Below are 26,386 nucleotides of genomic sequence, written 5' to 3'. Positions count from 1 at the left end.
ATCATGGGGATGATTAAGGACGTACAGGCAGATAAAGAAAAAGAAAGCTTAAATTTATTTCAATCGACGCAGACGATTATTAAAGAGGCATTGAATAAATTAGGCTACTCAGAAGAATTTTTTGAGCTTCTGAAGGAACCTGTCAGAATGCTCACGGTTCGTATTCCGATTCAGATGGACGATGGCTCGGTAAAAGTCTTTACCGGGTACCGCTCACAGCACAACGATGCCGTCGGACCGACTAAGGGAGGAGTGCGCTTTCATCCCGAAGTAAGCGAAGATGAGGTAAAGGCACTGTCCATTTGGATGAGTTTAAAATGCGGCATTGTGAATCTGCCCTATGGAGGGGGAAAAGGCGGAATCATCTGCGATCCGAGAGAAATGTCACTTAAAGAACTGGAAAGACTGAGCCGCGGATACGTCAGGGCAGTCAGCCAAATTGTAGGTCCCACGAAAGATATCCCTGCCCCGGATGTGTTTACAAACTCTCAAATCATGGCGTGGATGATGGATGAATACAGCAGGCTCCGCGAATTTGATTCTCCTGGTTTCATTACAGGCAAACCGCTTGTCCTTGGCGGTTCACACGGAAGAGAAACAGCAACAGCCCGAGGCGTGACCATCTGCATAGAAGAAGCAGCTAAGAAAAAAGGCATAAGCCTTGCAGGTGCACGCGTAGTTATTCAGGGATTCGGCAATGCAGGAAGCTTCCTTTCGAAGTTCATGCATGACGCAGGTGCAAAAGTAATCGGCATCTCAGATGCATACGGTGCACTCTACGATGCAGATGGCTTGGATATCGACTATTTGCTGGACCGCCGAGACAGTTTTGGAACAGTAACAACACTTTTTACGAATACCATTACAAACAAAGAACTGCTTGCACTTGATTGCGACATCCTTGTACCGGCTGCCATTTCCAATCAGATTACAGCTGAAAATGCGCATCAAATCAAAGCGTCTATCGTGGTCGAGGCTGCAAATGGACCGACAACGATCGAAGCCACTAGAATCTTGACGGAGCGTGGTGTTCTTCTCGTGCCGGATGTGCTGGCAAGTGCCGGCGGTGTGACAGTATCATACTTCGAGTGGGTCCAAAATAATCAGGGGTATTATTGGTCAGAAGAAGAAGTAGCAGAAAGACTTCAAAAAGTGATGATTGATTCTTTCGAAAACACATTTCAAACCGCACTTGTCCATAATGTAGACATGAGACTTGCTGCGTATATGATCGGAAGCCGGAAAATGGCGGAAGCTTCCCGTTTCCGCGGATGGATTTAAAGTGAAAAGAGCCAGGAGATCATTCTCCGGGCTCTTCTATATTTTTGCTTTAAACTTAAGGGCCACAATACAAATGACGAGCCACGCGCCTCCCGCAGCAAATCCTGCAATGACATCACTCGGGTAATGGACGCCAAGATAAATTCTGCTGAAGCCTATTAAAAAAACGAATAAAAAGAAAGATGCCATAATCAGAGCCTTAAGACTCTTTTTTTTGATATTTAATATTGTTAAATAGGCGAGAATACCAATAAATGAAAAGGAAACCATTGAATGTCCGCTCGGAAAACTATATCCGTCTTCGGCAATAAGAGGGTTAAATGTGGGACGGTCCCGTTTAAACATCCATTTCAGATAATAATTCAATAGAGATGAACCCGATACAGCCACAATTAAAAACAGGCCTTCCCACCACTGGCGATTGATGAACAGCACAATAAGTGCGATGGACATTCCAATCATGATGCCGGTTACAGATCCAAGGAAAGTAATGCCTGCCATAATTTGACCAAGCATAGGGGTGCGCAATCCATGTATGTATTGGATGATGTTCTGATCAAATGATTTAAGTTCCATCTCAATGACTTCATCTGCAAATTCTATGAAGATAAAACTGAAAGCTCCAATAAGGAGGATGGAATACATAATAAATGTCTTTGACATTCTTTCTTGTGCATCATTCTTCATTGTAAAACTCCTTACCGTATTTAATTAACAAAATACCACTATTGCTCATTCGGCAAACATTCATGATGGATTCAGGTTTTAAGAACGTGATTTAAGGAAAAAGAATAGTACAATTGGAGGTGTCTCAGGTTGATTAAAGAACTTATTAAACGAATCCAGCTGCATGAAACAGGTGATCAGGCAGCAGTGCTGTCCCATTTCTTTTTACTGTCCTTATTTCCGCTTCTAATTTTCCTGGTTGCATTGCTTCCTTACTTTAATATTGAAATGAGCAGTATGGTTGATATTATAAACCAATATGCGCCTGCAGAGGCAGGGGGAATGCTTTCTGACCATTTAGAAGGGATAATCAGTGAACCTAACGGAGGCTTGCTGTCATTTGGTATTTTGGCAACGATCTGGTCAGCATCTAATGCAACAAATGCCCTCATCAGGTCGTTAAATAAAGCATTTATTGTGGAAGAAACACGCCCATTTTGGAAAATTCGTTTTCACGCAGTCATTATGACAATCGGTCTTGTCATTACGTTTGCTCTAACACTTGTACTGCCCGTGTTTGGAAGTGCCATTATCGGATTTGTGGGAAATTATTTTTCATTTGTCAGTGACAATGAAATTATTTTAAATGTGATGAGATTTTTAATCTCTTTTCTGATGATGTGTGCCGTGCTGATGGTTTTGTATTATTTGGCACCGAATGAAGAGATGACTTTAAAAGGAGTCTACTTCGGGGCAATCATTGCAACCATCTTATGGCAGCTTGTATCGCTCGGGTTTGCATTTTATGTTTCTCAGTTTGGGAATTTTAATGCTACATACGGCAGTCTTGGAGGTGTCATCGTTCTTATAACCTGGCTTTATTTATCCGGATTTGCCATTTTGATCGGCGGAGAAATCAACGCCATTAAGGTTTGTGAGAGGAACGGGAAGAAATGTGTTTAAGCCATTCTACAGTGGCTCCCGCTGCGGAAATAAAAAACTATTGACATTAAATGAAGAATGATGTTAAAATTAAAAATTTTATATATTTACCTCTGTGTGGTATAATGTAAATGGATACCATATGGAGGTGTTTTTTTGTTCAAAATAGGCGACAAAATTATGTACCCAATGCACGGAGCAGGAATTATAGAATCTGTAAAAGAGATGGAGATACAAGGAAAGAAACAGGAGTACTTTGTGATTCAGCTGTCAATCGGAAATATGCAGATTATGATCCCTCTGCAAAAACTTTCAAAGCTCGGAATTCGTCCTGTTGAAAATCAAATAAAACTAGAAGAAGTCTTAGTTGTTTTTCATGACGGAGAATCAGATGAGCAGCTGCCTTGGAAAGAACGATATAAAACCAATATGGATAAAATAAAATCAGGAGAATTCCAGCAGGGGGCGGAAGTAGTAAGAGACCTCATGCGAAAAAGCATTGAAAAAGCCCTAAATACAAGTGAAAAACAAATGCTGAACAACGCAAAGAACATTTTTGTCAGTGAGCTTGTATTAATAAAAGGCTGTACGGAAAATCAGGCTAATGAAATGCTGATGACCAAAAAAATATCTTAAGCTCTGCCCAAAATAGTGAAAGCTATTTTTTTTTTTTGATTTTTTGAAAAAAATAATTCCTGAGCATCACTTTTCCTCTATGCACCTTGATTTAAACAGTCCGCACAATTCTTCAGAAAGAAGCTGATTCATTTCATTTTTATTAAAAGAATAATAACTCCAGGTGCCTTTGCTTTCTATAAAAATAACCTCTGCGTCCAATAAAATCTTCAGATGATAGGATAATTTAGATTGGGGCATGTTTATCATTTCACTCAAATCGCCCACACACACTGTCTGGTGCCGGCAAATGAGCTGAAGAATTTCCAGCCGTTTCTGATCAGCCAGCGCTTTGAATTTTTTTTCATAGCGTGCAAAGGGTTCTTTTTTAATTGTTTGTTCCATATTCATCACCTTTCATGGATTAAAGTATATTCGCTCTGAAACTGTTTGACAATGTTTTATCAAGAGAAATCTCTTAAAAAAAGAAAATAAAAAACCGTTTATCATGAAGGGAACGGGTTCCGTTTTGGAGGAGAAAATTTCAATTTTTCTTGAAACTCAATAGAAATTGCAGTTAAAATCACACACCATTTTGTAGTTGAAATGGTGTGTTTTTTATAAGGGCGGATCTGACAAATATGTATAAATGGATATATCAGGTATCCGCTAAAGGGCAGTTTAACGGAATAAGTGACTACTGTTATTTCAAAGACAAATGATGAAAACTGGAACCGATAGAAACTTTGTGGAAAAACTTTACAAAATAATTAAAATATTGTACAGTTGTATAGTCGAGTGTCCAAGTAAACATATATTTGGATTTGGAGGTGAAGCATTGAAGCCATTATTAGATGAAAATCAGCCGCTTTTTCAACAAATTGCACAAATCATATTAGATGAAATCGTGGAAGGTCATTTAAAAGAAGGAGAACAATTGCCCTCCGAAAATGAATTGTCCCGCTTTTACAATATTAATCGTGCAACCGTAAGAAAAGGGCTTCAAACGTTAGTGGATGATGCTTTTATTTATAAACAAAGAGGTATCGGAATGTTTGTGAGTGAAGGGGCTTATCAAAAGATAATAGATGAACGGCAGAAACAATATCATCAGAATTATATAACTCCTTTATTAGAAGAGGGGGCACGTCTAGGGATGGATGTTCAAAAGATTATCCAATTAATTAAAAAGGAGGATCTATCATGATAGAAATCAATCAGGTTCACTTTAGTTATGATTCAAACAGAATATTGCATAACTTTAATTTGTCGGAGAGTGAGAAGATCATCGTTGGACTTTGGGGGCGAAATGGAACTGGGAAAACAACTTTTATGAGGTTGTTAGCTGGTCATATAAAACCTGATCAAGGGGAGATAAAAATACAGGGATTTAATCCTTATAACGATAATCGAACAAATAATCATTTATGTTATATGCAAGAAGAGCATCCATTCAGTAAGATTTGGAAGGTGAAAGATGCGTTACGCTTTGGCGATTATTACAATCCAAATTTTGATATGAATTTTGCTGAAGAGCTTTTAACTGTGTTTAATTTAGATGAAAACAAATATGTATCAAGTCTCTCTAAAGGTATGAAATCGGCACTGCAATTTATTATCGGCATCTCCAGTAATGCTGATATAACAATACTTGACGAACCGACTAATGGTTTAGATATAGGCATGCGAAAGAAATTTCACAAAGTATTATTGGAAAGTTATGAAGAAAAACCGAGGCTCATTCTTTTATCCTCCCATCATATCGAAGAAATTCAAACTCTATGTGAAGCGTTGGTAGTCATTCATGATGGCAGTGTATTTCTCCATGAAACAATGGAAGCGATGCGGGAAAAAGGCATTTGGTTAAGTGGAGAGAAGACTTCTTTTGTTAATATCATCCAGTCGCACACTGTGTTGGAGCAACAAGAAATGGGTACGAAAATGAAAGTCATGCTTGATGAACCTTATACGAACGAATGGAAGCATTTTGCTCAGTCCCATGGCTTATCAATTGAATCAGCCTCCTTACATGATTATTTATTAAATAGAACGGAAGAACGAAATGAGGTGAGCACATGAACTTGAACAGCGGAACATTTAGGATGGTTTATGAAGGGGCACTATTTTTGTTAGGGAAGTTTCTTTTCCTGTATTTAACCATCCCTTTACTTTTGTTATGGTTATTCATTGGATATTTCTTCACCTTGGGAGAAGATGTAGTAGCAGCCATCTCAGGACCAGCTTATTTTTTTATTCCTCTGTTTGCAATTAGTGGATTCAATACTATCCTCCCAATAGCAGTAGGATTGGGAAGTACTAGGGTTAATTTGTTAAAAACCTTTTATGTGGTGGGTTTAGCAAGTGTTCTGGTTAGCACATTTATTTTAAACGTCTTTCAATGGATGCTCTTAACACTTTATGAACGCTGGGACGCAGCGGCTAAAATTTTGCATCCAGCAGCCTTTTTTAATCTAGAGTATACCTTCCTGTCCTATTATTTAATAGATTTAATATTAGGTATTTTTACCTTCTCCTTCGCTTTTCTGTTTTCTAGTATATATTATAGACTCGGATTCAAGAAAAGTCTGATCTGGTTATTGGTGTTAGTGATCATTGGTACGCTATTAAACTACAGCGGTTTGATCAATTTAACATTATGGGAATGGTTAGTGACGCAGGAGTTTCATGACATGGTGATAGTTTCTTTTGTGATGATAATCAGTCTGATCGCATTGTTCCTCACATATCCTATTATGCGAAATGCACCGTTAACGGCTAAGTCGAAAAAGAATTAGTAAAAAGCCTAATAAGTGTGGTCAGATTAAAACAGCTTTTTTCATCAAAGGTGGTTTATCTACAATCGGCGGCTTATCTGGAACAAGATAAGCTTTTTTTATATGCAACTAATTGTTGTTAATTAGACTTCAATTTGAAATAATTGGGATTAAGATTCAGGATTCCTTATAGCTAGACCAAATACTAACTTTTGATAAAGAGAATATGAATCAAAGAGTTTTAGAATGGACAATTGGTAACGATTATGAAGACTTCTCGTTTGAAAATGCCCTGGTAAATGGTATTAAAATGAATGTGGATCTCCTTAAAAGAAGATGAAGCAATAGAGGTTCAGCAAGTCGTCTTTCTATTAATGACGAAAAACAGAAAATGAAATCAAAAGAAAAAATCAGAGGAGGAATTTTGGTGAAATCCATAACGAAAAAACGAACGAAAGCGTTTCTGATAGACTTGGCGATTTCAAGCGCTTTGACTGCTGGTGTTGAGTATTTCTTGCGGAAAAAAGTGAAAAGCGAAGTAGTGCATGCTTTGATAACACCGACTATTGTAATGTGGACACTTGAGTACGCACAGATGCGCCAAAGAGGTCAGACAATTGGGTACAAAAAAATGGGACTGGCACTTGAGAATGAGGATGGTTCAGAACTTACACCCTGTCAAATCATTAAGCGAATAGGATTTAGGGATACAGTGAGTACTTTAGATTACTTGAAAAGCCGGAAAACGTTCGAAGTCCAAGAAGGAGCGATACTTCCACATGACCGTTTTTCAGGTACAGTTGTAAGAAAACTGTAAAAAGGTGAAAAGTTATCTTTTTACGTTCGAATACCAATAAAAAGATCGGTCCCCGACTTAATTGTAACTGGGGACCAATCCTAAAACATCAAGAATGACGAAACACCCCGTATTGTTGAACAGCATAACTATTTGTCTTTTGCACGTTTCCAAAATGCTGGGTGTGTAAGTTCAGCTTCCGTCTTTAGGCTTTGTCCAGCTACTCGGTCAGAGCGGATTCGAAAGTATTGACAAAAAGCGCATTAACTGGCGAATCCTTATCTTGTCTGCCTGCGCTAAACGGGCGCTTCCGCTTTTCGGCTTGTCTAGCTCCATCTCCTAGCCCCTCGGCCAGAACAAATTCCCCCAAAAAGGCGGGACCCGGACTTTTCGGGGGAATTCTTATCTGTCTGCCCGAGTCTGAACAGTCGCTTCCGCTTTTCGGCTTTGTCTAGCTCCATCTCCTAGCCCCTCGGCCAGAACAAATCAGGTAGTTCTGTTTAACACTTTGTCCAGCTCCACCGCCCAACTCCTCGGCCAGAACGGATACGCCAGCAAAGGCAAAAAGCGCCTTTACTGGCGTATCCTTATCTGTCTGTCGGAGCTAAACAGGCGATTCCGCTTTTCTAATTATTCCCACTTCACAAAAGCCTCTAGCAGAATAGAAAGCAGAATTCCCATCATAAGACCGTTTGAGAGGAGGGGCGAAATATAGACTGATAGATTCTGGAAGACTGCAGGATCTGTGTTCATGATGCTTACTCCGAGCAATAGAGGCGCTGCAATCCGGAAAATGGTTTTTGAGTCAAAGCTTGTTCCTTGAATGCTTTTAAGTGCTGTGCCGAAAAGCTGCAGATAGGCAACGAAAAGGACTGCGTTTCCGACTGTTATTGGAAGGGTAATAAGAATAGCTACAAGCGGCGGGAAAATGCCTAAAAGGGTAATGAGTGCCCCGCCAATGAAAAAGGGTTTGCGTTTAAATAGTTGAGTGCTTTCTAAAAATCCGATTGTCGATGTAAAAGGTGCATAAGAGACAAGGCCAAGCAGGGAGGCACATACGGAATAAGTGCCAGTTAAAAAAAACGATCTTCTATATTGAGCAGAGTCTGGAACATCCTTATAAAGTTTTGCGGCAGCCTGAACGGAAGCAATTGTATTGCTGAGGTTCATCATGCCGCCAAGAAAGGCTATCAATATAATGCCCCATTCAAGATTCGGTTTTCCAAGAGGAAAGAGAATGGATCCCTGGCCGGAAACGGGCTGTATAGATCCTTCAGAAGGAAATAAGATTAGATAGAGAATCCACCCGACAGCAATTCCAAGCAGTATAGAGAAATTGCCCAGAAAAGCATTTCCTTTTATTTTTAAAAAGCTGACGAAAAAAACAAGGGCAATCGAAAATAAACTTACAGCGGCATTTAATGTTCCGTCCGGTTCTATTTTCAGCATTCCTTTGAAGAAGGTCAGTATTAATTGAAAGGCCAGCAGAAAAAGATACACACTGGCAACCATAGGTGTGAAAACCTTTTGCACGGCAGAAGTGAGATTTAATGCAGCCAGAATAATGGTTGTCATTCCTGCAAGCAGTATGCCTGTAGCAATTCCTCCGCCAATTTGAGCAAAGCTCATGCCGAGTACAGAAGCTGACATGCCGAGATTTAATATCAGCCCCCATATAATCCCTGAGTGACCTTCCATTAAAGGGTATTTGTGGCCAATCCACCCTTGCAGAAAGCATGCGAGACCTGTGAAAATCAAAGAGCTTCTTAGGGTTATGGCAATTTGATCCGGAGTTAGTTCAAATGCAGCTCCTACTGAGATAGGAACAACAATCGTATTGGCAAAAATAAAGAAGAGCCACTGTATCGAAGCAAGCGGCGTTGTTAATTTTGATAGTGTCATATTCTTTCCCCTTTTTCTTTTATATCTATGAACAAAATGAGAATAAGCTTTGAATCTAAAAGATTTGGCATAATCTATGATCATAATAAACCACATTTAGTTAACCAGCTAATTCCCCGTATGTAAGAGGCTCGCTGTCTGCTCTGAGCTCTTCTTCATGAAAACCAAAGACCACAAGTAGCATGATGATAAAAAGGATAACAGTAATAAATAATGATTTATGCAGCAATGGTTTTTCTCTCCATTTTTTTTCGTTTCCTATTATGCTATCATACAGTTAAATATATGAAAAATATTTATATAATGAATAAACTATATCATTTTAGTATACGAAGAAGGCAGGTTACATATGGATATCAGGCAAATGAAGTATTTTATCGCCATTGCGGAAGAAGGCCAGATAACGGCTGCAGCCAATCGTTTAAAAATGGCACAGCCGCCGCTCAGCCAGCAGCTTAAAGCGATGGAAACAGAGCTTGGTTTACAATTGGCGGAAAGAAAGGGGAAATCACTAGCACTGACAGATGCTGGACATAAGCTGTATCAGCATGCCCTGAAAATAACTGATGCCATGGAAGAAGCAGTGCTCGAAGTCAAAGAAACTGGAACAGGTAAAACAGGAAAGCTTTCTATCGGTGTAAATACGTTATCCAGCTATGACTTGCCGAGATTTTTGAGAACGTTTCAGAAAAGGTATCCTGATGTATCATATAAAATTCAGCAGAATGAATCCGCACAGCTTTGCAAGCTCCTTAAAGAAAGAGTCATTGATCTTGCAATAGTGAGATTGCCGCTTGAACTCAATGAATTTGATGTGATTATGCTCAAACCGGAACCGTTTTATTTCGTGACAGCTGATTCAACTAAAAAGGGATCCCCTTCTATTGCACTAGAAGAGCTTACGGATGTTCCGCTCATTATTCCAAGCACAGAGGGGCTTGGTTTATATAACAAAATTTCTTCTGCATTTTCAAACAGAGGACTTCATCCAGACATTATGTGTGAGTGCTCAGATATTTCCATTCTATTTGATTTGGTTTCCTCGAGTTTTGGCTCTACGATAGTACCGGAAACAGTTGTGAAACTAAATTCACTGAAAGATCTGCATGTTTATTTAATTGAAGACACAGAAAAACTCGGGGAATCAGGGGTGATATCTCTTAAAAATCACTATTTGCCAAAAACAGCTCAAAATTTCATTGAACTTTTGCATGAAGGGGAATAAGGCTATACATACGGAGGGGTAAAGATATGAAGAAACTATGGGTGAGAAATGTTGTTTTAGAAACGGGTTATAAATTGGGTGAAAATTATACCGAAACGGAAACAATGGTTTATGATTTATGCCTAGAAGATGGAAGGTTTAAAGAAATAGCCCCTGCCGGAAATGGGATTGAGGGTGACTGTGAGATCTATGATGCAAAAGGGGCACTAGCTTTACCATCGTTTTCAGAAATGCACATCCACCTTGATAAAACCTATTATGGCGGAAGGTGGAAGGCTCCAGTTAAAGCGGAGAGTATCTTTTCCCGCATCGAGGAAGAGAAGACACTGCTGCTCGATCAGCTTCCGTTTGTTAAAGAGCGGGCAGAAAGAATTCTGCAGCTTGAGCTTAAGAATGGAACGACGTTTGTGAGATCACATTGCAACGTAGATCAAGTAATCGGATTACAGCATCTCGAATTTCTTCATCATGCATTTCATACCTATAAAGATAAGCTTGAAGGTGAGATTGTCGCATTCCCGCAGCACGGCTTGCTTCGAAGCGGCAGTGTGCAGCTTGTGAAAGATGCGATGAGAAATGGCGCCAATCTTGTTGGGGGAGTTGATCCTGCAACAGTGGATGAAGATATTGAAAAATCATTGTCTGCAATGGTGGACATCGCCGCAGAATTTGATGCCGGAATCGATCTTCATTTGCATGACAGGGGCCACTTGGGAGTTTACACAATGAAACGCTTAGTCAGTATGATTGAAGAGGCAAAACTTAAGAAACAAATAACAATCAGCCACGGCTTTGGACTTGCTTCTTTAACTGAAGGAGAAGCGGGGGAGCTTGCACTCAGATTTTTAGAAGCAGGAGTCAATATAGCATCAACTGCTCCGCTTGATTTTAAAATGCCGCTTTCATTAATGAAGTCAAAAGGGGTGGATGTGCATTTAGGCACAGACAGTATTACAGATCACTGGGATCCATTTGGCACAGGAGATATGCTTGAGAAGGCAAATACACTGGCACAGTTAAATCGCTGGAAGGACGAGCTCAGCTTAAGTCAGGCGCTAGGCTATATCACTAAAGGAATTACACCGCTTTCAAAAGAAGGGGAACAAGTATGGCCAAAGGCTGGAGATGTGGCAAGCTTTGTTCTTGCGGAAGCGTCATGTTCAGCAGAAGCTGTAGCCAGAAGGTCAAAACGTAAAGCTGTTCTATTTAAAGGCAATATCGTATTTGAAGCATAAAGTCATATTTTTAAGCCAGGTATAAAGCGTAATAGTGAGTATGTGATTGCCGGGAGATTTTGACTATAAATGGGTAAAGCGGTTACAATGGGTATCGTGTATAGACTTGCTTCTTAATAGGAGAGGAAATAGAAATGAAACGTATACTATCAGCTTTATTTTTACTGACATGTGTTCTGTTTAGCGCTGCATGCGCATCTGAATCCGGCGATAAAACGGCTGAAGGTTCGTTAATGGTAAACGCAGATATAAGACTGCCAGCTGAAATCAGCAGGAATAAAGAGGAAACAATCTCTGTTGCTGTTACACAAGGCGATGAAGCTGTGGATGATGCATCTGACGTGCAATTTGAAATATGGAAAGCTGGGAGTAAAGACGACAGTGAAATGATTAAAGCGGTACATAAAGGCAAAGGCATCTATGAAATTAAAAAAACATTCAGTGAAGATGGCCCGTATTTTGTTCAGACTCATGTGACTGCCCGTGATCTACACGTTATGCCTAAAAAAGAATTCACTGTAGGAAAAGCTGCTGAAGAAGAATCTGTAAAAGCAGATGAACATGAAAAGGAAGAAAATACCGGAGATGACCACAGTCATCACTAACAAGTCAGGGATTATCCCCTGATTTTTTTTATTTCTAAAAAACTGAAAAGCATGGTTTCTAAGGACAGTCTTACAATTTTCATTAAATCTTTACATAGAATTAATAATTATTTGTTACAATATCGCTAATCAATATCGAAATCCGATATTAAGGAGGCGCATCTTAAAAATGCGTGAATTTATTTTAGGAGCTATTAAAATTCATATTCTGTATCATGCAAAAATTGAGCCGGTCTACGGCTCATTCATGATTGAGGAATTGCGCAGCCACGGCTATGAAATTGGACCGGGAACTCTCTATCCATACCTGCACAACCTTGAGGAAGCAGGGTTTCTTACTAGGGAAGATAAAAAAGAAAATGGCCGGATCCGCAAGTACTACAGCATTACAAAAGAAGGGGAGGAAGCACTCGAGAAATCAAAAGCGATGCTGAGAGAGCTTGCAAGAGAAGTATTAAAGGAGGAATTGTGAAAAAATGTTTAAAACGTGGATAGAAATCCTGCTTGTTTCTACAAAGCTTGGACTGACCTCATTTGGAGGTCCGATTGCACATTTAGGTTATTTCAGAGATGAATATGTAAAGAAACGGAAGTGGCTTGATGAACGGAGTTATGCTGATTTAGTTGCTTTGTGTCAGTTCCTTCCTGGACCGGCGAGCAGTCAGGTCGGAATTTCGATTGGCATAGTCCGGGGGGGCATGGTGGGAGGATTTTTATCATGGTTTGGCTTTACAATGCCATCTGTTGTTGCCCTCATCTTATTTGCTTATTTTGTTACAGGTTTTCAGGCGGAAGATGCAGGCTGGATCAATGGTCTTAAGATTGTTGCTGTGGCAGTAGTCGCGCAGGCCATTTTAGGCATGGGAAAGAACCTCACTCCAGACAGACCAAGAATTACGATTGCGGTCATTGCAGCTGTCTCCGCTCTTTTCTTTCCGACCGCACTTGTGCAAATCGCCATTATCTTAATTGCAGGTGCTGCGGGTTATTGGATGTATAAAAATAAAGAGGTTCCAAAGGCAGAAAACCTGAATATATCCATTAACAAGAAGACAGGTATAGTTGCCTGGATCTTATTTTTTGGACTGCTGATTCTTCTTCCAGTAATCAGGCAAGTGTTTCCTTCTATTTGGACGGCAATGTTTGATACTTTTTACCGGGTTGGTTCCATCGTATTTGGCGGAGGACATGTGGTACTTCCGATGATTGAACGGGAAGTCGTTCCGCAGGGGTGGATAAGTGAAGAGATTTTCCTTGCCGGTTATGGAGCTGCACAGGCAGTTCCGGGACCTCTGTTTACATTTGCAAGCTATCTTGGTGCATCGATGAATGGTTTCTCTGGGGCAATTGCTGCGACAGCAGCCATGTTTTTACCATCGTTTCTGCTTGTAGTTGCCATGCTCCCGTTTTGGAATACGCTAAGAGAAAAAAGCAGCGTCCAAGCAGCATTAATGGGAGTGAATGCTGCAGTAGTCGGCATTCTGCTTGCAGCTCTTTACAATCCAGTATGGACTAGTTCCATAAAATCGACGGGTGACTTTGCCCTCGCTCTAATAGCCTTTGCCCTTCTTGTCTATTGGAAGCTGCCGCCTTGGCTTGTAGTATTGGCAGCAGCACTTGGGGGAATTGTGATTCAATATATAGGGTAATGAATAGATTTGTATGGGGGGGATGATAAATGAAAGATTTAAAATATCCTATTGGTTTTTTTCATGGTCCAGAAAAAATAGAACCGGTCCATTTGGAAAGCTGGCTCCATGAACTGTCTGCAGCACCATCAAGATTAAAAGCAGCCGTATTGGATTTATCAGATTCACAGCTGGATACGCCTTACCGCGAAGGAGGGTGGAGCGTTCGCCAAGTGGTTCATCATGTGGCAGACAGTCATATGAACGCTTATATAAGAATAAAACTTGGCTTAACAGAAGAAAACCCGGTTATTCGTACGTATGAGGAAAAGGAATGGGCAGAATTGGCTGATTCAAAGCATGGGGAAATTGACGTGTCACTCGTGCTGCTTGAATCTCTTCATAAGCGATTGATCCTGCTTGCGGCGACTCTATCTGAATCGGATTTTAACAGGACATTTTTTCATCCTGAGAATAAAACATCAGCTACACTTGCAGAAACATTTGGTGTTTATGCATGGCATGGCAATCATCATATTGCACATATAGAAAGCCTTAGAGAAAGAATGGGCTGGTAAGAAAACAGGAGATCTTCACTAAGAAGATCTCCTGTTTTTATGGTTTGCATGAGCTAAACGGACGGTTCAGCTTTTCTATGCAGCTGGGTCAACCTCAACTGCTTCATTTATTACTTCTTCAGGAATAGATAAGTTCTCAAGTTCATTCATTTCTGAGAATTGAGAAGTGATGGTTTGCTGCATTTCGATCTTCTGCTCCTGTTCAGTTATAAACATTTTTATGTCCATCTTTAATGATTTTGGAAAATAGGTTTCTTTGTCCAGCGTGTACGTATAATCAATTTGTTCAATGTCCATTTGTTCCAATGCTGCCTGCATGGCAGGATCAGAGCCCATCATATTACCTGTAAGGCTCATCAATTTTTCACCATTGCCTTTAATATTTAAGATATATTCACTATCAGTTTCTTCCATGTTGATTTCATCTGCCATTTGCTCCAGCTGTTTGATTTGTTCAGCTGGAGTCATCGTTTTTTGCTGATTCATCATTTCGCCCATGCCTGGTCCAGCCTGTTTCATTTTCACCCATCCGCCTGACTGCAGATCTTTTATGTAAATGAATTCCTCATCCATATACATATCAATGGTATTTGTCTGGCCTTCAGCTTCCATTTTCATCGTCTGCTGCATGACGAGCGGATCTACATTTGTTTTTGTCTGCATATCAGCATTGGTTTCCATCGTTTCTTCCCCGGATTTCATGACCATATTCAGTGTGCCGTCCATGGCAAAGTTTTTAAGCTCAGCTGATTTTTCACTGGCTGCTGCCAATACTTCCTTAGATGTTGTTTTCTTGTCTGTTTCACTTGTTTCTTTGCTTTCAGCTTCCGTTTCCGTTTCTTTGTTATCTTTTTCTTCAGTAGCAGCGGTATTTTGACCGCATCCAGCTAAAAGCAATGCAAACAATAAACTGACAATCCATCCTGTTTTTTTCAAAATAAACGAACTCCTCTCCAATTTGGTGATTCAAGGTGTACACTTTCTTAAACGAATAAAACTTAATAAAGTTTCAATTTTTCCCCATTACCTCCCGAAAGTAGTTGGAAAACATTTAAACTTTTCCCTTTATCATCCAATTTGAAACACATATAATACAATGAGAAAAGGACCACTTTTAAATGGTCCTTTTCTCTAAGTTTTTATTCAGTTGTTTCATTCAATCCCCATGTATTAACTCCGTCTGACTCGAAGATGCCAAGGGTGACATCGGCAATATCAGGATCGGTATATAAGTGATCTCTCACCCGTATTTTTATATCATCTGCTACGGCAAGTGATAACCCGGGTTTTAGTTCCAGATAGCTTTCAACATGATATTTGCGGCCTTCCTGAAGAATACGGAGATTTTTAATGTCCTCTACATCAGGGTCAGCGAGAATCATTTCTGCAATCCGGTCTTCGACATCTTTAGGGGCAGCAACTCCGATTAATCCAATTGTATTTTCATATCCGATTTTAACGGCTATGCCTATCAGCAGTACTCCAATCAGCATAGTGCCTACACCATCTAAAACATACAAGCCGGTGAAATAAGACACTACGATAGATACAAGGGCTAATAGTGCACCAAATGTAGCAATGATGTCTTCGTAGAAAACAAGTCTTGTCGGCGGAGAAGCAAGGCTTACATTTTTGAACGCATTAGCTGCAAGGGCAAATCCTTTTGCTTCCGTTCTGGTCTCATGGGCAATTTCTTTCATTGCTTTTATTAGAATGAGACCATCAATAATAACGGCGATGACAAGAATGCTTGCATTTAACAGGATATTTGTTGTTGCCTTAGGGTGTTGAATCAGTTCCCAGCCTTTATGGAGTGTTTCATATGCCATGATGGAAATCACAATTACCGCTATCAGGACGAAGAGATTTACGACCCGTCCGAAACCTGTCGGAAAACGTTTTGTCGGAGCTTTTTCAGCAAGAGCGCTTCCGACAAACACAAAACCCTGGTTGATGGCATCGGCAGCTGAATGCAAAGTAGTGGCGAACATCGTTCCATTGCCGCTTATAAAAGCAGCAATTCCTTTAATAATAGTTAGCGCAGTATTTCCGAGAGCTGCAATGCCTGATGATTTATTCCCTTTTTTAAGTAGCTGAAAAAACGTCATATGACCACCTGCCAAATCATGATTATTTTTCTATAGTTACTATCCTTCAAACTGACAGAAATTACTCCGTTTCAATGTCAATATTCGTGTTCCGGATTGGATCAAGCCGTTCTTTCCGGAGAAGGTAAAGTCTGTAAGAGTGGCTGCAAATGACCTTCAATATAGCATAGGTCGGAACGGCAAGAAGCATTCCAAGCAATCCTCCCATGCTTCCAGCCACAATCAGCAGCAGGATGATGGTCAATGGGTGAATATCAAGTCTCTTGCCCATGATCAGCGGCGAGGAAACATTTCCGTCGATTTGCTGAACGACAATTACAACGATGAGCACTTGTATGACCATAAAAGGTGAATCCAGGAAGCCAACAATGACCGCAGGGATTACTGCGATAAACGGCCCAAGGAATGGGATGACGTTTGTCAGCATCGCAAACATGGCAAGAAGGATGGAATAATCAAGCCCGATGATTAAATAGCCTATGTACATCATCACGCCAACCACAAGGCTCACAAGTGCCTGTCCTTGAATGTAGGAGCTTAGTGCATGATCCATATCTTTTAAAATAAGCTTGGCTTCGTTTGCTTTTGTATAGGGCAAAAAGCGCAAAACCTGCTTTGGCGCATATTCACCGTCTTTCAGCAAATAAAAAACAATAAACGGCACGGTTACAAAGATAGTTGCAATGCTTGTCAGAATTCCAATGAAATTAGAAACACGGCTGCCTATGTTGCTGACATTCGACTGGAAATAGTCTGTTACAGAGGCTGTCATCTTTTCAAATGTCAGAATATCATTCTGTTCAAACCTGGCGAACCATTTATTTTCTCTTAGAGCGAGAAGATTATCCTGAAGGGTTTGCACAATCTGAGGAAAGTTTTTGATCAGTTCTTGAAATTGTTTTTGAATAACCGGCCCGATCAAGAATACAAGCAAGGTTCCAAGTCCAATGACCAGCAAATAAATAATGATGATCGAAATGGTATTCGGAACACCTTTTCTGCCTAAAAACCGTACGATTGGGCGAAGTAAATAAAAGATGATCCCTGAAACCAAAAAGGGAAAAAACAGGGTCGTGAATATGATTTCAAGCGGTCTGAAAATGAAATCTACTTTAGTTGACAGCAGAATAATCGTTAAAAAAATAATGATTCCATATCCAATTTTAAAAAGTTTGTCTTTCGGCAAATGATATGCACCACCTTTTGATGTATTTCTCAATTCCATGAGTTTGCGGAGATTTGCCATATGTAGCTTTTCCCATAAGGAGAAAAGGTGAAACAAAATTGTTTTCATTATAGCATGAAAGCATCATTTCCCGGTTTCATCAGTGAACTCTATTTTTTGAATGGACATAGGTTTATCTTTATTTGTTATTCCCAAAGTTTATAATGTTTTTCAAGCTCACTAAGAGAAATTAAGTTTTTTTGCAGGGCGGCGGGACAAGAGCGGTTGTATTTCATAATCTCTTTATTAATCAATTCTGCTTCTGCTGTCCGTTTTTCATCATCACTCAGCTTCATCAAGTTTTCTATGCGCTGCTTAATCTCTTTCTGCAATTTAACCCATGCAGGCAGGTAGTTTGCGTTTTTGACGATTTTTGTGAAAATATCTCCTTCCAGAGCACCTTTTGGAAAAGGCTTGCCCATGCCCGGCAATTTTTCAGCACCGCCTTTTTTTTCAAAATCCTTATAGATAGAGCCGATTAAATCTCTGTTTGATAAGTCATCATTCCTCTTTTTCAAGAAAATCCCTCCCGTAAATCTGATAAGGATAACTTCTTGATGGATCTGGAAAGTCCTGCCTTTACTAACCTCTAATACCGTTATTTTGTTAACGCCGTTCGATTTGTGGACTTGCGTACCCTCTCAGATCGAAATCCGGTTTCGGAGGGTAAGATTCGTGGTCAGATCGAAATTCGGTTTAGGAGGGAACGATTCAAGAGCTACTTTTCCCTAACAATGCCTCGGTCTAGCGGAGAGTACTTTAGTCAAATTCGTGAAAAAGAAAAACCTATCATAAAAGATAGGTTTCAAGGGCGGTATTCAAATTCTGAACATAGGTGACATCAATGTTCGAATGAATTTTGTATACTTCTTTTGCCTGTGCGGGCGTCAAACTTGCAAAAAATGCAGCTGCGCCCATCAGGCTGAATTCCTGAACGAGATTTGAAAGGTCATGTATTCCAGCTTCAGTGATCTCGCCTACACCATGAAAATCAATAAAAACCTGTTCGGCTCCTGAATCCGCCAGAAGGTTTAACAATCGGACTGTATTTATAGAAATCAGATCTTTTGTCAGCGATCCGAACAGCGGAATGAGCACGGCTTTTTTGGTCAGCATGATAAACGGGCTGGAAAGTTCAACAATTCGATTGTATGCATCTTCGGCTTCTTCTTTTTTTGCAAGGAGCTGAAGATCTGTTTCTGCCAGTCTTCTGCGGTGAAGCTCTACTTGATGGACGAGAGCTTCCATGCGTGAGTTTTGCTCTGTTAACAGAAGATAAATGAAATCATCATCCCTGCTGATGTTTACTTTAAATAAGGCGAGAGGAGAGCTGTGTGTTTTTAAAACCAGCTCTGTTTCTTGTTTATCTGATTTTAGAACTTTTTCTGCTTTAGTTCTGCTGTCTTCGTCAATTAAGTCAATAAAGCTTTCTGTTTCCTGGAACAATTTTAATGCTGCATGAGATTGTTCCTCTATACGGAAGCTGTGACTTAATTTAAAAAAAGGAAGAGGAAGCATTCTGCCGTCAAACATGGGAATTTTCCTTTTTATCTAAACTGCTCAGCCATTCATAGAGATCAGTCAATGCATGAAATAGCCGCGTCTTATCAGAACAGTATTCAGCTTTATTTATAGTTGAGACTAGCCTTCCTCCAACGATAACAACAGGAGAGTGTTCTAACTGTTCAAGCTCCTGAATGTAGTGATTCAGGCGGTTTGCGTGCTTTCGCAGGGAAAAAGAAAGGCCGATTACGTCCGGCTGCCAGTCAGCTGCTGTTTTCAGGGCATATTCCAATGGGAGATTTGCTCCAAAAAGCTTTGTTTTATATCCGTTTAGTTCAAACAAAATAGAAACCATCTTAAGACCAAGGTGATGAAGTTCATCCTCTATGCATAAAAACATGGCTTTCTTGTTGGATTCCGTTTGCTTCGGTTCTGTCAGAATGTGCTGCTGGTATCTGGAGAGGACAAAATCACAAGTTGTCGTCGCTAAGTGCTCATCGGCAACTGATATTTGATCCTCTTCCCAGAGTATCCCTATATGTGCCATAGCCGGTGTCAGCAGCTCTTGAAAGATTGTAATAGGTTCTGCACCATCTGCATGCCTTGCTTCAACCATCTGCCATGCCCGGTTTTGATTGCCATTTAAAAGCAATCGTGTAAAAGCTGCCGAGTCTTTTTCCATATAAGTCACCTCTGAATCTATTAGCTGAAGTATCATTATTTCATAACAATTATTTTAACATAAGTAGACCATTATATTGGAGGAAGAAACACCCATAGATTAAAATCAGAAAATCTTTTTCCCAAGGCCAATTTCTAGACGTTAGGCTGAATGTTGCGATAAAATAGACTTATTCCCCTATTAAAACTCTTCAAAACGTTTTACAAACAGGCTGTTTTCGCATTGATTGTTTAGATATACCTCCCGCACCAAGTTTTCTGTTAGAAATACTAAGCCATTGAAACAATGCGGAAGGAATGTAAAAAATCCAAAACCCAATTTTTTTACGGTCTTGCGAGATCAACAATGTTTACGCAAAGAGCCTGCAAAAATCAAACTATGAGGTGATGCTGTATTGTCGTTTTCTGTGGATAATATCATTCTAATTTTAGCTGTTCTTCTTACAATCGGTGTTATGACGGCAAAGTTTTCCTCTCGGCTTGGATTGCCTTCCCTGGTATTTTTTATCGTTGTCGGTATGGTGCTCAGTCATTATATTTATTTTGATAATGCAAAGCTTGCCCAGCTTTTTGGTATTCTCGCCCTGATCATTATTATTTTTGATGGCGGTTTACAAACAAAATGGGTGGATGTTAGAAAAATTCTTGTGCCATCATCCATGCTTGCTACAATCGGTGTTTTTATTACGACGATTATTATCGGTGTATTTGCAAAATTCATTCTCGATTTAACTTGGCTTGAGGGGTTATTATTTGGCGCGATCGTTGGGTCAACGGATGCTGCAGCGGTTTTTGCTGTTCTTGGGAACAAGAACATCAGAAAGAGATTGACGTCTACTCTGGAGGCTGAATCTGGTACGAATGATCCCATGGCCGTATTTCTGACAGTAACGATCATTCATCTGATTGGGCAGCCAGATACGAGTTTTATTGGCCTGATATTAAGGTTTTTCTGGGAAATGGGATTTGGTCTTGCAGCAGGATTGCTTTTCGGGAAACTTGCGGTTTGGACCATTAACAAAATAAATTTGGACTCGTCGGGACTTTATCCGGTTTTATCACTTGCCTTTGCGATTTTAACTTACGGTTTAACAACGTTTGCCCACGCAAGCGGGCTGCTTGCTGTATATGTAATGGCTGTAATAGTCGGAAATTCAGATCTGACATTCCGTCATTCCATTATCCGGTTTAATGAAGGTTTTGCATGGATGATGCAGATTTTAATGTTTATTTTGCTGGGATTGCTTGTATTCCCTAATCAGCTGTTAGACATCATCTGGGAAGGTTTGCTGCTGTCTGTGATCTTAATGCTGGTGGCCCGTCCGATAGGCGTATTCATCAGCATGGTTGTCTCAAAGTATTCTGTGAAAGAAAAGCTGTTTATTTCTTGGGCGGGACTCAGGGGAGCGGTTCCGATTGTTCTGGCTACTTATCCGATGCTTGCAGGGGTTGAAAACAGCCAGCTGATTTTTAATGTCGTTTTCTTCGTTGTTCTCACGTCAGCTCTGCTTCAAGGGGCGACGCTTACACCTCTTGCCAATATGCTGAAGCTTTCAGAAAGCAAAAAAAATTCAGTGCCTCATACCCTTGAATTAATCTCAATCGGGAAAACCAATAATGAGATGATTGAGCTTGAAGTTGGAGAAAGCGCAAGTGTTTCAGGAAAAGAATTAAAGGACATTGAGCTGCCGAATGATGCTTTAATTACGGCTGTCATAAGAAATGAAAAGCTTCATACCCCAAGGGGAGATACAAACATCTATTCTGGGGATACCTTATATATTCTTGTCTCCAAGAAAAACCGGGAAAAAATCAAGACTATATTTCAGGGTGAAAGCGTTGAGAGCGCAAGTAGCTTTGAATAAAAAGTGATGCAGCAAATGCTGCATCACTTTTTTATTGTGAAAATGAACAACTAATGGATTTGGTACCGTTCGTGGCGAAACTTCAGTTCCCTCTAATGTCTGAAAAAACAGCCTTTTTCCTCCTGCGGAAATATTAATCATGCTTTTTTTACAAAATTCGATCTTTTTTACTACATATTGTCAGCATTGATATATAATAGCAATGAAAAGTTAAAAAATTATGATTAATCAGTAAAAAAACAGGGGGATGAAAAATGAGAAAGATTGTTTCGCTTGTACTGGCTATTTTATTTATGACCATTTCTTCAGCAGTTCCTGCAGCTTTCGCAGAAAGCAACAAACGATTAAGTGAGGAAGAAGTTCATTTGCTGGTCGCGGAGGCGAATGGGAAAATAGATTCATTAATAGAAAATGCAGTTGAAGACTCAGAGAAACTAGAGAGCAGATATGTAAAAGAGAAACAAAAGACTCAAGAACGAATCGTACAAGTACAATCAGTGATCACAAGCTTGGCTATAGAGCTTCAGGATGAAAATGATGATGAAAAATTGTTGAAAAAAATGGAGAATGCAGAAGAAAAGCTCCTGAAAGAAAATGAAAATCTTGAAAAGCTGCAAAACAAGTTTAATGAAAAACTTGATCGCTTAATCCAGAATCTGCTGGATGTAACGAATGAAATTTCAGCTGATACCATCAGCAAAGCCGCTGAGAGTGGAATAACTGTTGAATGTACATGGGTATTAGTTGAGTTTGGCGGAAAAAAGGTTTGGGTGGATCCGCTTAAAGTTGTTGGACCATAAACAGAGAAAAAGGTTCCGCAATTCTTTTCTTATTTGGGGGGCTGTCAAATGGAAGGACTGCATATTTTTAAAAAGGGCAGTTGCATCAATACAGTAAAACAGCAGTCGGCTGAATTAAGTTTGCTGCTGAAGAATGAAGGAACAGAGATTCTTTTTCAAAGCATATCGAAGGATCGGATGTTCTATATATATCCCGGAGATAAGAGAGACTCCTTTGAATTTTATTACATCATTAAAGGGGAAGTTCTCTTTGAGGAGAATAACGAAAGCAGACTGCTGAAAGAGAAAGATTATTTTTATGTTCAGGATTTGAAAAAGCCTATCTTTTTCTCGGCATTAACCGATGTAGAACTGCTATGGTTTATTACAGAACCTGCTTTTGATGATTTAAGCAATGAAATAGAGAAGTTTACAAGTATGGTTCAGAAAGTAGAACAAAAGGATCGCTACACATACAATCACAGCATGAGAGTTCAGGAATATTCCATAAAGATTGCCAAAGAGCTGGGCCTTGATAAGAGAAGACTTGAAAATCTTTATGTAGCATCCTTGCTTCATGATATCGGAAAAATTAATGTACCGGCTGAGATCTTAAATAAACCGGACAAGCTGAGCGATGAAGAATTTTCGATCATAAAGAAGCATCCCATTGATGGAGCTGAAATCTTAAAACATCAAAAAGGGGTAAGTGAGATCATCCTGCAGCATCATGAAAAGTTAGATGGCTCAGGCTATCCTTTTGGGCTGAAAGCGGAAGAAATCCTGCTGGAATCTAAAATCGTAACAGTAAGCGACACCTTTGATGCAATGACTCAGGACCGTGTTTACCGCAATGCCCTTCGTGCAGATGAAGCTGTGCGGGAACTGAAAAAATGGAGCGGAATCCATTTTGATCAAGAAATCGTGAATACATTGATCTCCATTTTGCAGAAGGAAGGTAAAATTGATTGAGGCGTCTTTATATTCTAACTCTTGTTATCTTAGTATAATAGAAGATAGATAAAGATGAAGGCAGTGAGAAAATGGAGATTTCAGAGATTCTTATTTTTATAGAAGAGTATGGGTATTTGGCTCTGTTTATGATGCTGTCTGCCGGTACTTTTTTTATCCCGCTTCCTAACGAAGTGATTGTTATGATGGGCGGATTTGCTTCTTCTCATGGGATTTTGCATCCTGTGCCTGCCTTTTTTTCTTCTTATTTAGGCATTATGACGGCACTGACCTTTTGGTTTTTTGTTGGGAAAAGTTTTGGTGAACTGGCGCTGTCTTTTTTAGTGAGAAGAGAAAGGGCAAAGCGCCGATTTATTAAATTTCAGCACGTATTTGCAAGGCATGGCGATTATACGCTTGGCATGACCTATTTCTTTCCGCTGCTGCGGCATCTAGGCCCGGTCCTTGCCGGAATGAATAAAGTGAAGTTCTGGAAATTCGCTTTGCTGGCATATGGATCAGCATTTTTATGGGCCATTCTGTTTTTTTGCATGGGCAATAAATTCGGATCTTCCATCGATGCGGTAAATGGGTATCTTACTAGATTTGGTCCGTTTTTTATTGGGGTTGGATGTTTGCTTTTTCTTTCGATTATCTTTAGCAGGTATTATCGCCGAAAAAAAATGAGATCACGTTAACAAGGGGGATTAAAGTGAATAGTGAAACAGCAGTTGATGCCATGGACGATTTTCATAAAAAATGTGCGGTGTCTTTATTCAATGGAGTGTGGGACTTGATGGAAAAACAAGACCGCACACCTGTTGAAACAGATGCGATGATTCATATGGCGCATGCATCACGATATCACTGGGAGCAGGTTGGCACAGCGGTTAACCTGTCTCGGGGAGAATGGCAGATAGCAAGGGTTTATGCAATTGCCGGCAGATCTGAGCCTGCCCTTTATCATGCAGAGCGCAATCTTGAAATCTGTCTTTCCAATCAAATTCGCGATTTTGATTTAGCTTATGCATATGAGGGGCTTGCAAGAGCCTATTTAACAGCAGGTGATCTGGCAAACTTTCATCTATACTGTGAAAAAGCACTTCATGCAAGCAGTCAAATAGAGAAAGATGCAGATAAGCAACTATTGCTTAACGATATGAAACAATTGCAGATAACGGCAAAAAAACTCGGGTGAATATATTCCCGTGTTTTTTTATTGGCAGCGAACATCCAAATAGAGGAGTATACCGTTAGCTCTTTAAACAAACCTTTAAAAGAGGGACAGTGTTTAGAAAACTGTCGAATTTCGGCGAAAGGGAAGCTGACACAACATGTTAGAATGAATAGTAGAATTTAACTCTAGAAAGGAAGATATATATGAAAAAAATACTTTCGCTATTTGGATTGTTCGTCCTGCTTATATTACCTAATACAGTTTTTGCACATACTCATATGACCTCATCAAATCCTGTAGAAGGCTCGACCGTAACAGAACCGGTTAAAGAAATTGAGTTAACCTTTGATACACCGGTTGAGTCATTAAGTACGATGACCTTAACAAGAGACGGCGCTGATGTTCCTCTGGAAGTGAAAGCTGAAGGCGAAACACTTAAAGGAATTTCTTCAAGTGAACTTGAAAATGGAACATACACAGCAGATTGGAAAATCATCGGTGAAGACGGACATGAGATGGAAGGGACTCTTGCCTTTACCGTTCAGCAAGAGGTTAAGGAAGAAGAGCCTCAGCCATCAGATGAAAATGAATCAGCAGTGAATGATGATGATCAGAATACGGAAAATGAAAAGGCAGCACAAACAGATGAACAGGCTCAAGCCGAGGAATCAGAGCAGTCTGAGAACAGCCCGGTCATGACGATTATTCTTGTTGCAATTGGTGTTATTGCCGTGATTGGCATCTTTTTCTTAATGAAAAAGAAAGGCTGATCAGCATGGCTTATCTTATACCGATTGGAGAAGGGTTCACTTATGTTCTCTTCTCTTTCTTAATTGGGCATGTTGTCCTGCAGTTTGTCAAAAAAGACAAAAAACCTGATATACGGTTTCCAAAAATATTTTTGCTGCTGTCGGTTTTGTTAATCGTTCTTTTTTCTTTTTTTCCTGTTTTAAACATTATCCTGAATTTCTATCAAATAGCCGGGCTCAGTCAAACGATACAATCGGTATTGGCTGATTTTCAGGCAGGCCAATCGTGGCTGATGACAGCCGCTGCCGCTGCCTGTCTATGGATTGTGATTTATTTGGAAGGTCCAAAATATATTCAGGGGCTGCTGCTGCTATTCATGATCGCAGCTTTAGGATACGCAAGTCATGCTGCATCATTATCTTTTTGGCCGGGAATCGCCTCTCACAGCATTCATTTTCTATCTGTATGCCTGTGGACAGGCGTATTGCTTCATGCAGCCTGGTTTTCAAAAAAAGCGGAGAATTGGCAGGCTTTCCTGAATTGGTTTACCCCATTTGCTCTCATATGTATGACCGTTTTGACGGCAAGCGGATTAATTGTTATGACTTTTGTCATTGATCTGAATGATTATGCTGCAGCCTGGAGTTTATCATACGGGCAAGTGATTTTATTAAAACATATCAGTATTGTCCCTTTGCTTGTATTTGCTTTTTTAAATGGCTTTGTAGGCAAAAAAGCCGCTCATTTTCAGGCTCTTGCCTGGGTAAGAGCTGAGAGTATTGTTGTCATGATTGTTTTTTTCTTAACAGGCGTCCTTGGTACACAGGCTCCTCCTCATGATGTAAACACAACCCTCCGTTCTGACGGGGCTTCGCCCTTATTTGAATTAAGTACAGGGTATAAAGTCAAGGCACCAATTGAGATCGGGTTTGATTTTACATGGAATGGAATGCTGCTCTTTGTTTTTGCAGCTCTTTTTATTGGCATGATGGTGTTGAGCTTTGTGAAAAAAAGAAATGCATATGCGGCATGTGCATTTGCGGTTTTATTCATAGTTTCTGCTTATCTTGCTTTCATGGCAAATGCTTCAGTCAGCTAAT

The 26,386-nt window shown here is 40.0% G+C and carries 30 protein-coding genes; 20 read left to right on the top strand and 10 right to left on the bottom strand.

Annotated elements, in window-relative coordinates:
* Positions 1-9: 9 nt before the first annotated feature.
* The gene (locus tag ABEQ24_RS11815) at positions 10-1,281 is read left to right on the top strand and encodes a Glu/Leu/Phe/Val family dehydrogenase (RefSeq protein WP_430007021.1); all 1,272 of its coding nucleotides are present in this window, start codon (positions 10-12) and stop codon (positions 1,279-1,281) included.
* A gap of 36 nt (positions 1,282-1,317) precedes the next feature.
* On the opposite strand, the gene ABEQ24_RS11810 is transcribed toward ABEQ24_RS11815, so the two are convergent.
* Positions 1,318-1,968, bottom strand: coding sequence for a phosphatase PAP2 family protein (locus ABEQ24_RS11810; protein WP_430006990.1), 651 nt, complete (start codon positions 1,966-1,968; stop codon positions 1,318-1,320).
* A 129-nt stretch (positions 1,969-2,097) separates the two neighbouring features.
* On the opposite strand from ABEQ24_RS11810, the gene ABEQ24_RS11805 reads away from it, so the two are divergent.
* Both ABEQ24_RS11805 and ABEQ24_RS11800 read left to right on the top strand, forming a co-directional pair.
* Positions 2,098-2,910, top strand: a complete 813-nt coding sequence (locus tag ABEQ24_RS11805; protein WP_430006989.1) for a YihY/virulence factor BrkB family protein — start codon at positions 2,098-2,100, stop codon at positions 2,908-2,910.
* Positions 2,911-3,045: 135 nt separating this feature from the next.
* On the top strand, positions 3,046-3,525 hold the full coding sequence (locus ABEQ24_RS11800; protein ID WP_430006988.1) for a CarD family transcriptional regulator: 480 nt from the start codon (positions 3,046-3,048) through the stop codon (positions 3,523-3,525).
* A gap of 66 nt (positions 3,526-3,591) precedes the next feature.
* Here the strand turns inward: ABEQ24_RS11800 and ABEQ24_RS11795 are convergent, their stop codons facing one another.
* Complete coding sequence (locus ABEQ24_RS11795) at positions 3,592-3,909, bottom strand: ArsR/SmtB family transcription factor (RefSeq protein ID WP_430006987.1); 318 nt, start codon at positions 3,907-3,909, stop codon at positions 3,592-3,594.
* 433 nt (positions 3,910-4,342) lie between these two features.
* Here ABEQ24_RS11795 and ABEQ24_RS11790 point away from each other — a divergent pair, with 433 nt between their 5' ends.
* From ABEQ24_RS11790 to ABEQ24_RS11775, 4 genes are all read left to right on the top strand, one after another.
* Positions 4,343-4,711, top strand: coding sequence for a GntR family transcriptional regulator (locus ABEQ24_RS11790; protein ID WP_430006986.1), 369 nt, complete (start codon positions 4,343-4,345; stop codon positions 4,709-4,711).
* On the top strand, positions 4,708-5,583 hold the full coding sequence (locus ABEQ24_RS11785; protein WP_430006985.1) for an ABC transporter ATP-binding protein: 876 nt from the start codon (positions 4,708-4,710) through the stop codon (positions 5,581-5,583). The genes ABEQ24_RS11790 and ABEQ24_RS11785 overlap by 4 nt, the downstream gene beginning before the upstream one ends.
* Entirely contained in the window at positions 5,580-6,299 is a 720-nt protein-coding gene (locus ABEQ24_RS11780; protein ID WP_430006984.1) for a hypothetical protein, read from the top strand. The genes ABEQ24_RS11785 and ABEQ24_RS11780 overlap by 4 nt, the downstream gene beginning before the upstream one ends.
* 406 nt (positions 6,300-6,705) lie before the next feature.
* Positions 6,706-7,095: an RDD family protein gene (locus ABEQ24_RS11775; protein ID WP_430006983.1), complete on the top strand. Its 390-nt coding sequence runs from the start codon at positions 6,706-6,708 to the stop codon at positions 7,093-7,095.
* A 609-nt stretch (positions 7,096-7,704) separates the two neighbouring features.
* On the opposite strand, the gene ABEQ24_RS11770 is transcribed toward ABEQ24_RS11775, so the two are convergent.
* Positions 7,705-8,976: a uracil/xanthine transporter gene (locus ABEQ24_RS11770; protein ID WP_430006982.1), complete on the bottom strand. Its 1,272-nt coding sequence runs from the start codon at positions 8,974-8,976 to the stop codon at positions 7,705-7,707.
* A 100-nt stretch (positions 8,977-9,076) separates the two neighbouring features.
* Positions 9,077-9,205: a hypothetical protein gene (locus tag ABEQ24_RS11765; RefSeq protein WP_430006981.1), complete on the bottom strand. Its 129-nt coding sequence runs from the start codon at positions 9,203-9,205 to the stop codon at positions 9,077-9,079.
* Between the two features lie 120 nt (positions 9,206-9,325).
* Here ABEQ24_RS11765 and ABEQ24_RS11760 point away from each other — a divergent pair, with 120 nt between their 5' ends.
* The 6 genes from ABEQ24_RS11760 (at position 9,326) to ABEQ24_RS11735 (ending at position 14,247) form a co-directional block, all read left to right on the top strand.
* Positions 9,326-10,201, top strand: a complete 876-nt coding sequence (locus tag ABEQ24_RS11760) for a LysR family transcriptional regulator (RefSeq protein ID WP_430006980.1) — start codon at positions 9,326-9,328, stop codon at positions 10,199-10,201.
* 26 nt (positions 10,202-10,227) lie between these two features.
* A complete protein-coding gene (locus ABEQ24_RS11755) occupies positions 10,228-11,436 on the top strand; it encodes an amidohydrolase (protein WP_430006979.1) in 1,209 nt (402 codons plus the stop codon).
* A gap of 134 nt (positions 11,437-11,570) precedes the next feature.
* The gene (locus tag ABEQ24_RS11750; protein ID WP_430006978.1) at positions 11,571-12,041 is read left to right on the top strand and encodes a FixH family protein; all 471 of its coding nucleotides are present in this window, start codon (positions 11,571-11,573) and stop codon (positions 12,039-12,041) included.
* Positions 12,042-12,210: 169 nt separating this feature from the next.
* The gene (locus ABEQ24_RS11745) at positions 12,211-12,513 is read left to right on the top strand and encodes a PadR family transcriptional regulator (RefSeq protein WP_430006977.1); all 303 of its coding nucleotides are present in this window, start codon (positions 12,211-12,213) and stop codon (positions 12,511-12,513) included.
* Between the two features lie 4 nt (positions 12,514-12,517).
* Positions 12,518-13,690 (top strand): chromate efflux transporter, encoded by a 1,173-nt coding sequence (gene chrA, locus ABEQ24_RS11740; RefSeq protein WP_430006976.1) that lies wholly within the window; start codon positions 12,518-12,520, stop codon positions 13,688-13,690.
* Positions 13,691-13,719: 29 nt separating this feature from the next.
* A complete protein-coding gene (locus ABEQ24_RS11735; protein WP_430006975.1) occupies positions 13,720-14,247 on the top strand; it encodes a YfiT family bacillithiol transferase in 528 nt (175 codons plus the stop codon).
* Positions 14,248-14,322: 75 nt separating this feature from the next.
* Here ABEQ24_RS11735 and ABEQ24_RS11730 read toward each other — a convergent pair whose 3' ends face one another.
* From ABEQ24_RS11730 to ABEQ24_RS11705, 6 genes are all read right to left on the bottom strand, one after another.
* Positions 14,323-15,183: a DUF6612 family protein gene (locus tag ABEQ24_RS11730; RefSeq protein WP_430006974.1), complete on the bottom strand. Its 861-nt coding sequence runs from the start codon at positions 15,181-15,183 to the stop codon at positions 14,323-14,325.
* A gap of 203 nt (positions 15,184-15,386) precedes the next feature.
* Entirely contained in the window at positions 15,387-16,355 is a 969-nt protein-coding gene (locus tag ABEQ24_RS11725) for a cation diffusion facilitator family transporter (RefSeq protein WP_430006973.1), read from the bottom strand.
* 61 nt (positions 16,356-16,416) lie between these two features.
* Positions 16,417-17,541 (bottom strand): AI-2E family transporter, encoded by a 1,125-nt coding sequence (locus tag ABEQ24_RS11720; RefSeq protein WP_430006972.1) that lies wholly within the window; start codon positions 17,539-17,541, stop codon positions 16,417-16,419.
* Positions 17,542-17,726: 185 nt separating this feature from the next.
* Positions 17,727-18,098, bottom strand: a complete 372-nt coding sequence (locus ABEQ24_RS11715) for a DnaJ family domain-containing protein (protein WP_430006971.1) — start codon at positions 18,096-18,098, stop codon at positions 17,727-17,729.
* Positions 18,099-18,369: 271 nt separating this feature from the next.
* Positions 18,370-19,113, bottom strand: a complete 744-nt coding sequence (locus ABEQ24_RS11710; protein ID WP_430006970.1) for a hypothetical protein — start codon at positions 19,111-19,113, stop codon at positions 18,370-18,372.
* On the bottom strand, positions 19,106-19,765 hold the full coding sequence (locus ABEQ24_RS11705) for a cobalamin B12-binding domain-containing protein (protein WP_430006969.1): 660 nt from the start codon (positions 19,763-19,765) through the stop codon (positions 19,106-19,108). The genes ABEQ24_RS11710 and ABEQ24_RS11705 overlap by 8 nt, the downstream gene beginning before the upstream one ends.
* A 394-nt stretch (positions 19,766-20,159) precedes the next feature.
* Here ABEQ24_RS11705 and ABEQ24_RS11700 point away from each other — a divergent pair, with 394 nt between their 5' ends.
* The 7 genes from ABEQ24_RS11700 (at position 20,160) to ABEQ24_RS11670 (ending at position 26,385) form a co-directional block, all read left to right on the top strand.
* Positions 20,160-21,629, top strand: coding sequence for a potassium/proton antiporter (locus tag ABEQ24_RS11700; RefSeq protein WP_430006968.1), 1,470 nt, complete (start codon positions 20,160-20,162; stop codon positions 21,627-21,629).
* Between the two features lie 254 nt (positions 21,630-21,883).
* The gene (locus ABEQ24_RS11695) at positions 21,884-22,429 is read left to right on the top strand and encodes a hypothetical protein (protein WP_430006967.1); all 546 of its coding nucleotides are present in this window, start codon (positions 21,884-21,886) and stop codon (positions 22,427-22,429) included.
* A gap of 48 nt (positions 22,430-22,477) precedes the next feature.
* Positions 22,478-23,380 (top strand): HD domain-containing phosphohydrolase, encoded by a 903-nt coding sequence (locus tag ABEQ24_RS11690; protein WP_430006966.1) that lies wholly within the window; start codon positions 22,478-22,480, stop codon positions 23,378-23,380.
* Between the two features lie 71 nt (positions 23,381-23,451).
* On the top strand, positions 23,452-24,057 hold the full coding sequence (locus ABEQ24_RS11685; protein WP_430006965.1) for a DedA family protein: 606 nt from the start codon (positions 23,452-23,454) through the stop codon (positions 24,055-24,057).
* Positions 24,058-24,071: 14 nt separating this feature from the next.
* Positions 24,072-24,557 carry a hypothetical protein gene (locus ABEQ24_RS11680; protein WP_430006964.1) on the top strand — a complete coding sequence of 162 codons (486 nt, stop codon included), beginning with the start codon at positions 24,072-24,074 and terminating at the stop codon, positions 24,555-24,557.
* Between the two features lie 182 nt (positions 24,558-24,739).
* Positions 24,740-25,306 carry a copper resistance protein CopC gene (locus tag ABEQ24_RS11675; protein WP_430006963.1) on the top strand — a complete coding sequence of 189 codons (567 nt, stop codon included), beginning with the start codon at positions 24,740-24,742 and terminating at the stop codon, positions 25,304-25,306.
* A gap of 5 nt (positions 25,307-25,311) precedes the next feature.
* Positions 25,312-26,385 (top strand): copper resistance D family protein, encoded by a 1,074-nt coding sequence (locus ABEQ24_RS11670; protein WP_430006962.1) that lies wholly within the window; start codon positions 25,312-25,314, stop codon positions 26,383-26,385.
* Position 26,386 lies beyond the last annotated feature (1 nt).

This window comes from Metabacillus idriensis, from assembly GCF_050483325.1.
Taxonomy (GTDB): domain Bacteria; phylum Bacillota; class Bacilli; order Bacillales; family Bacillaceae; genus Bacillus_P; species Bacillus_P idriensis_A.
This window is presented reverse-complemented; position numbering and strand designations above follow the sequence as displayed.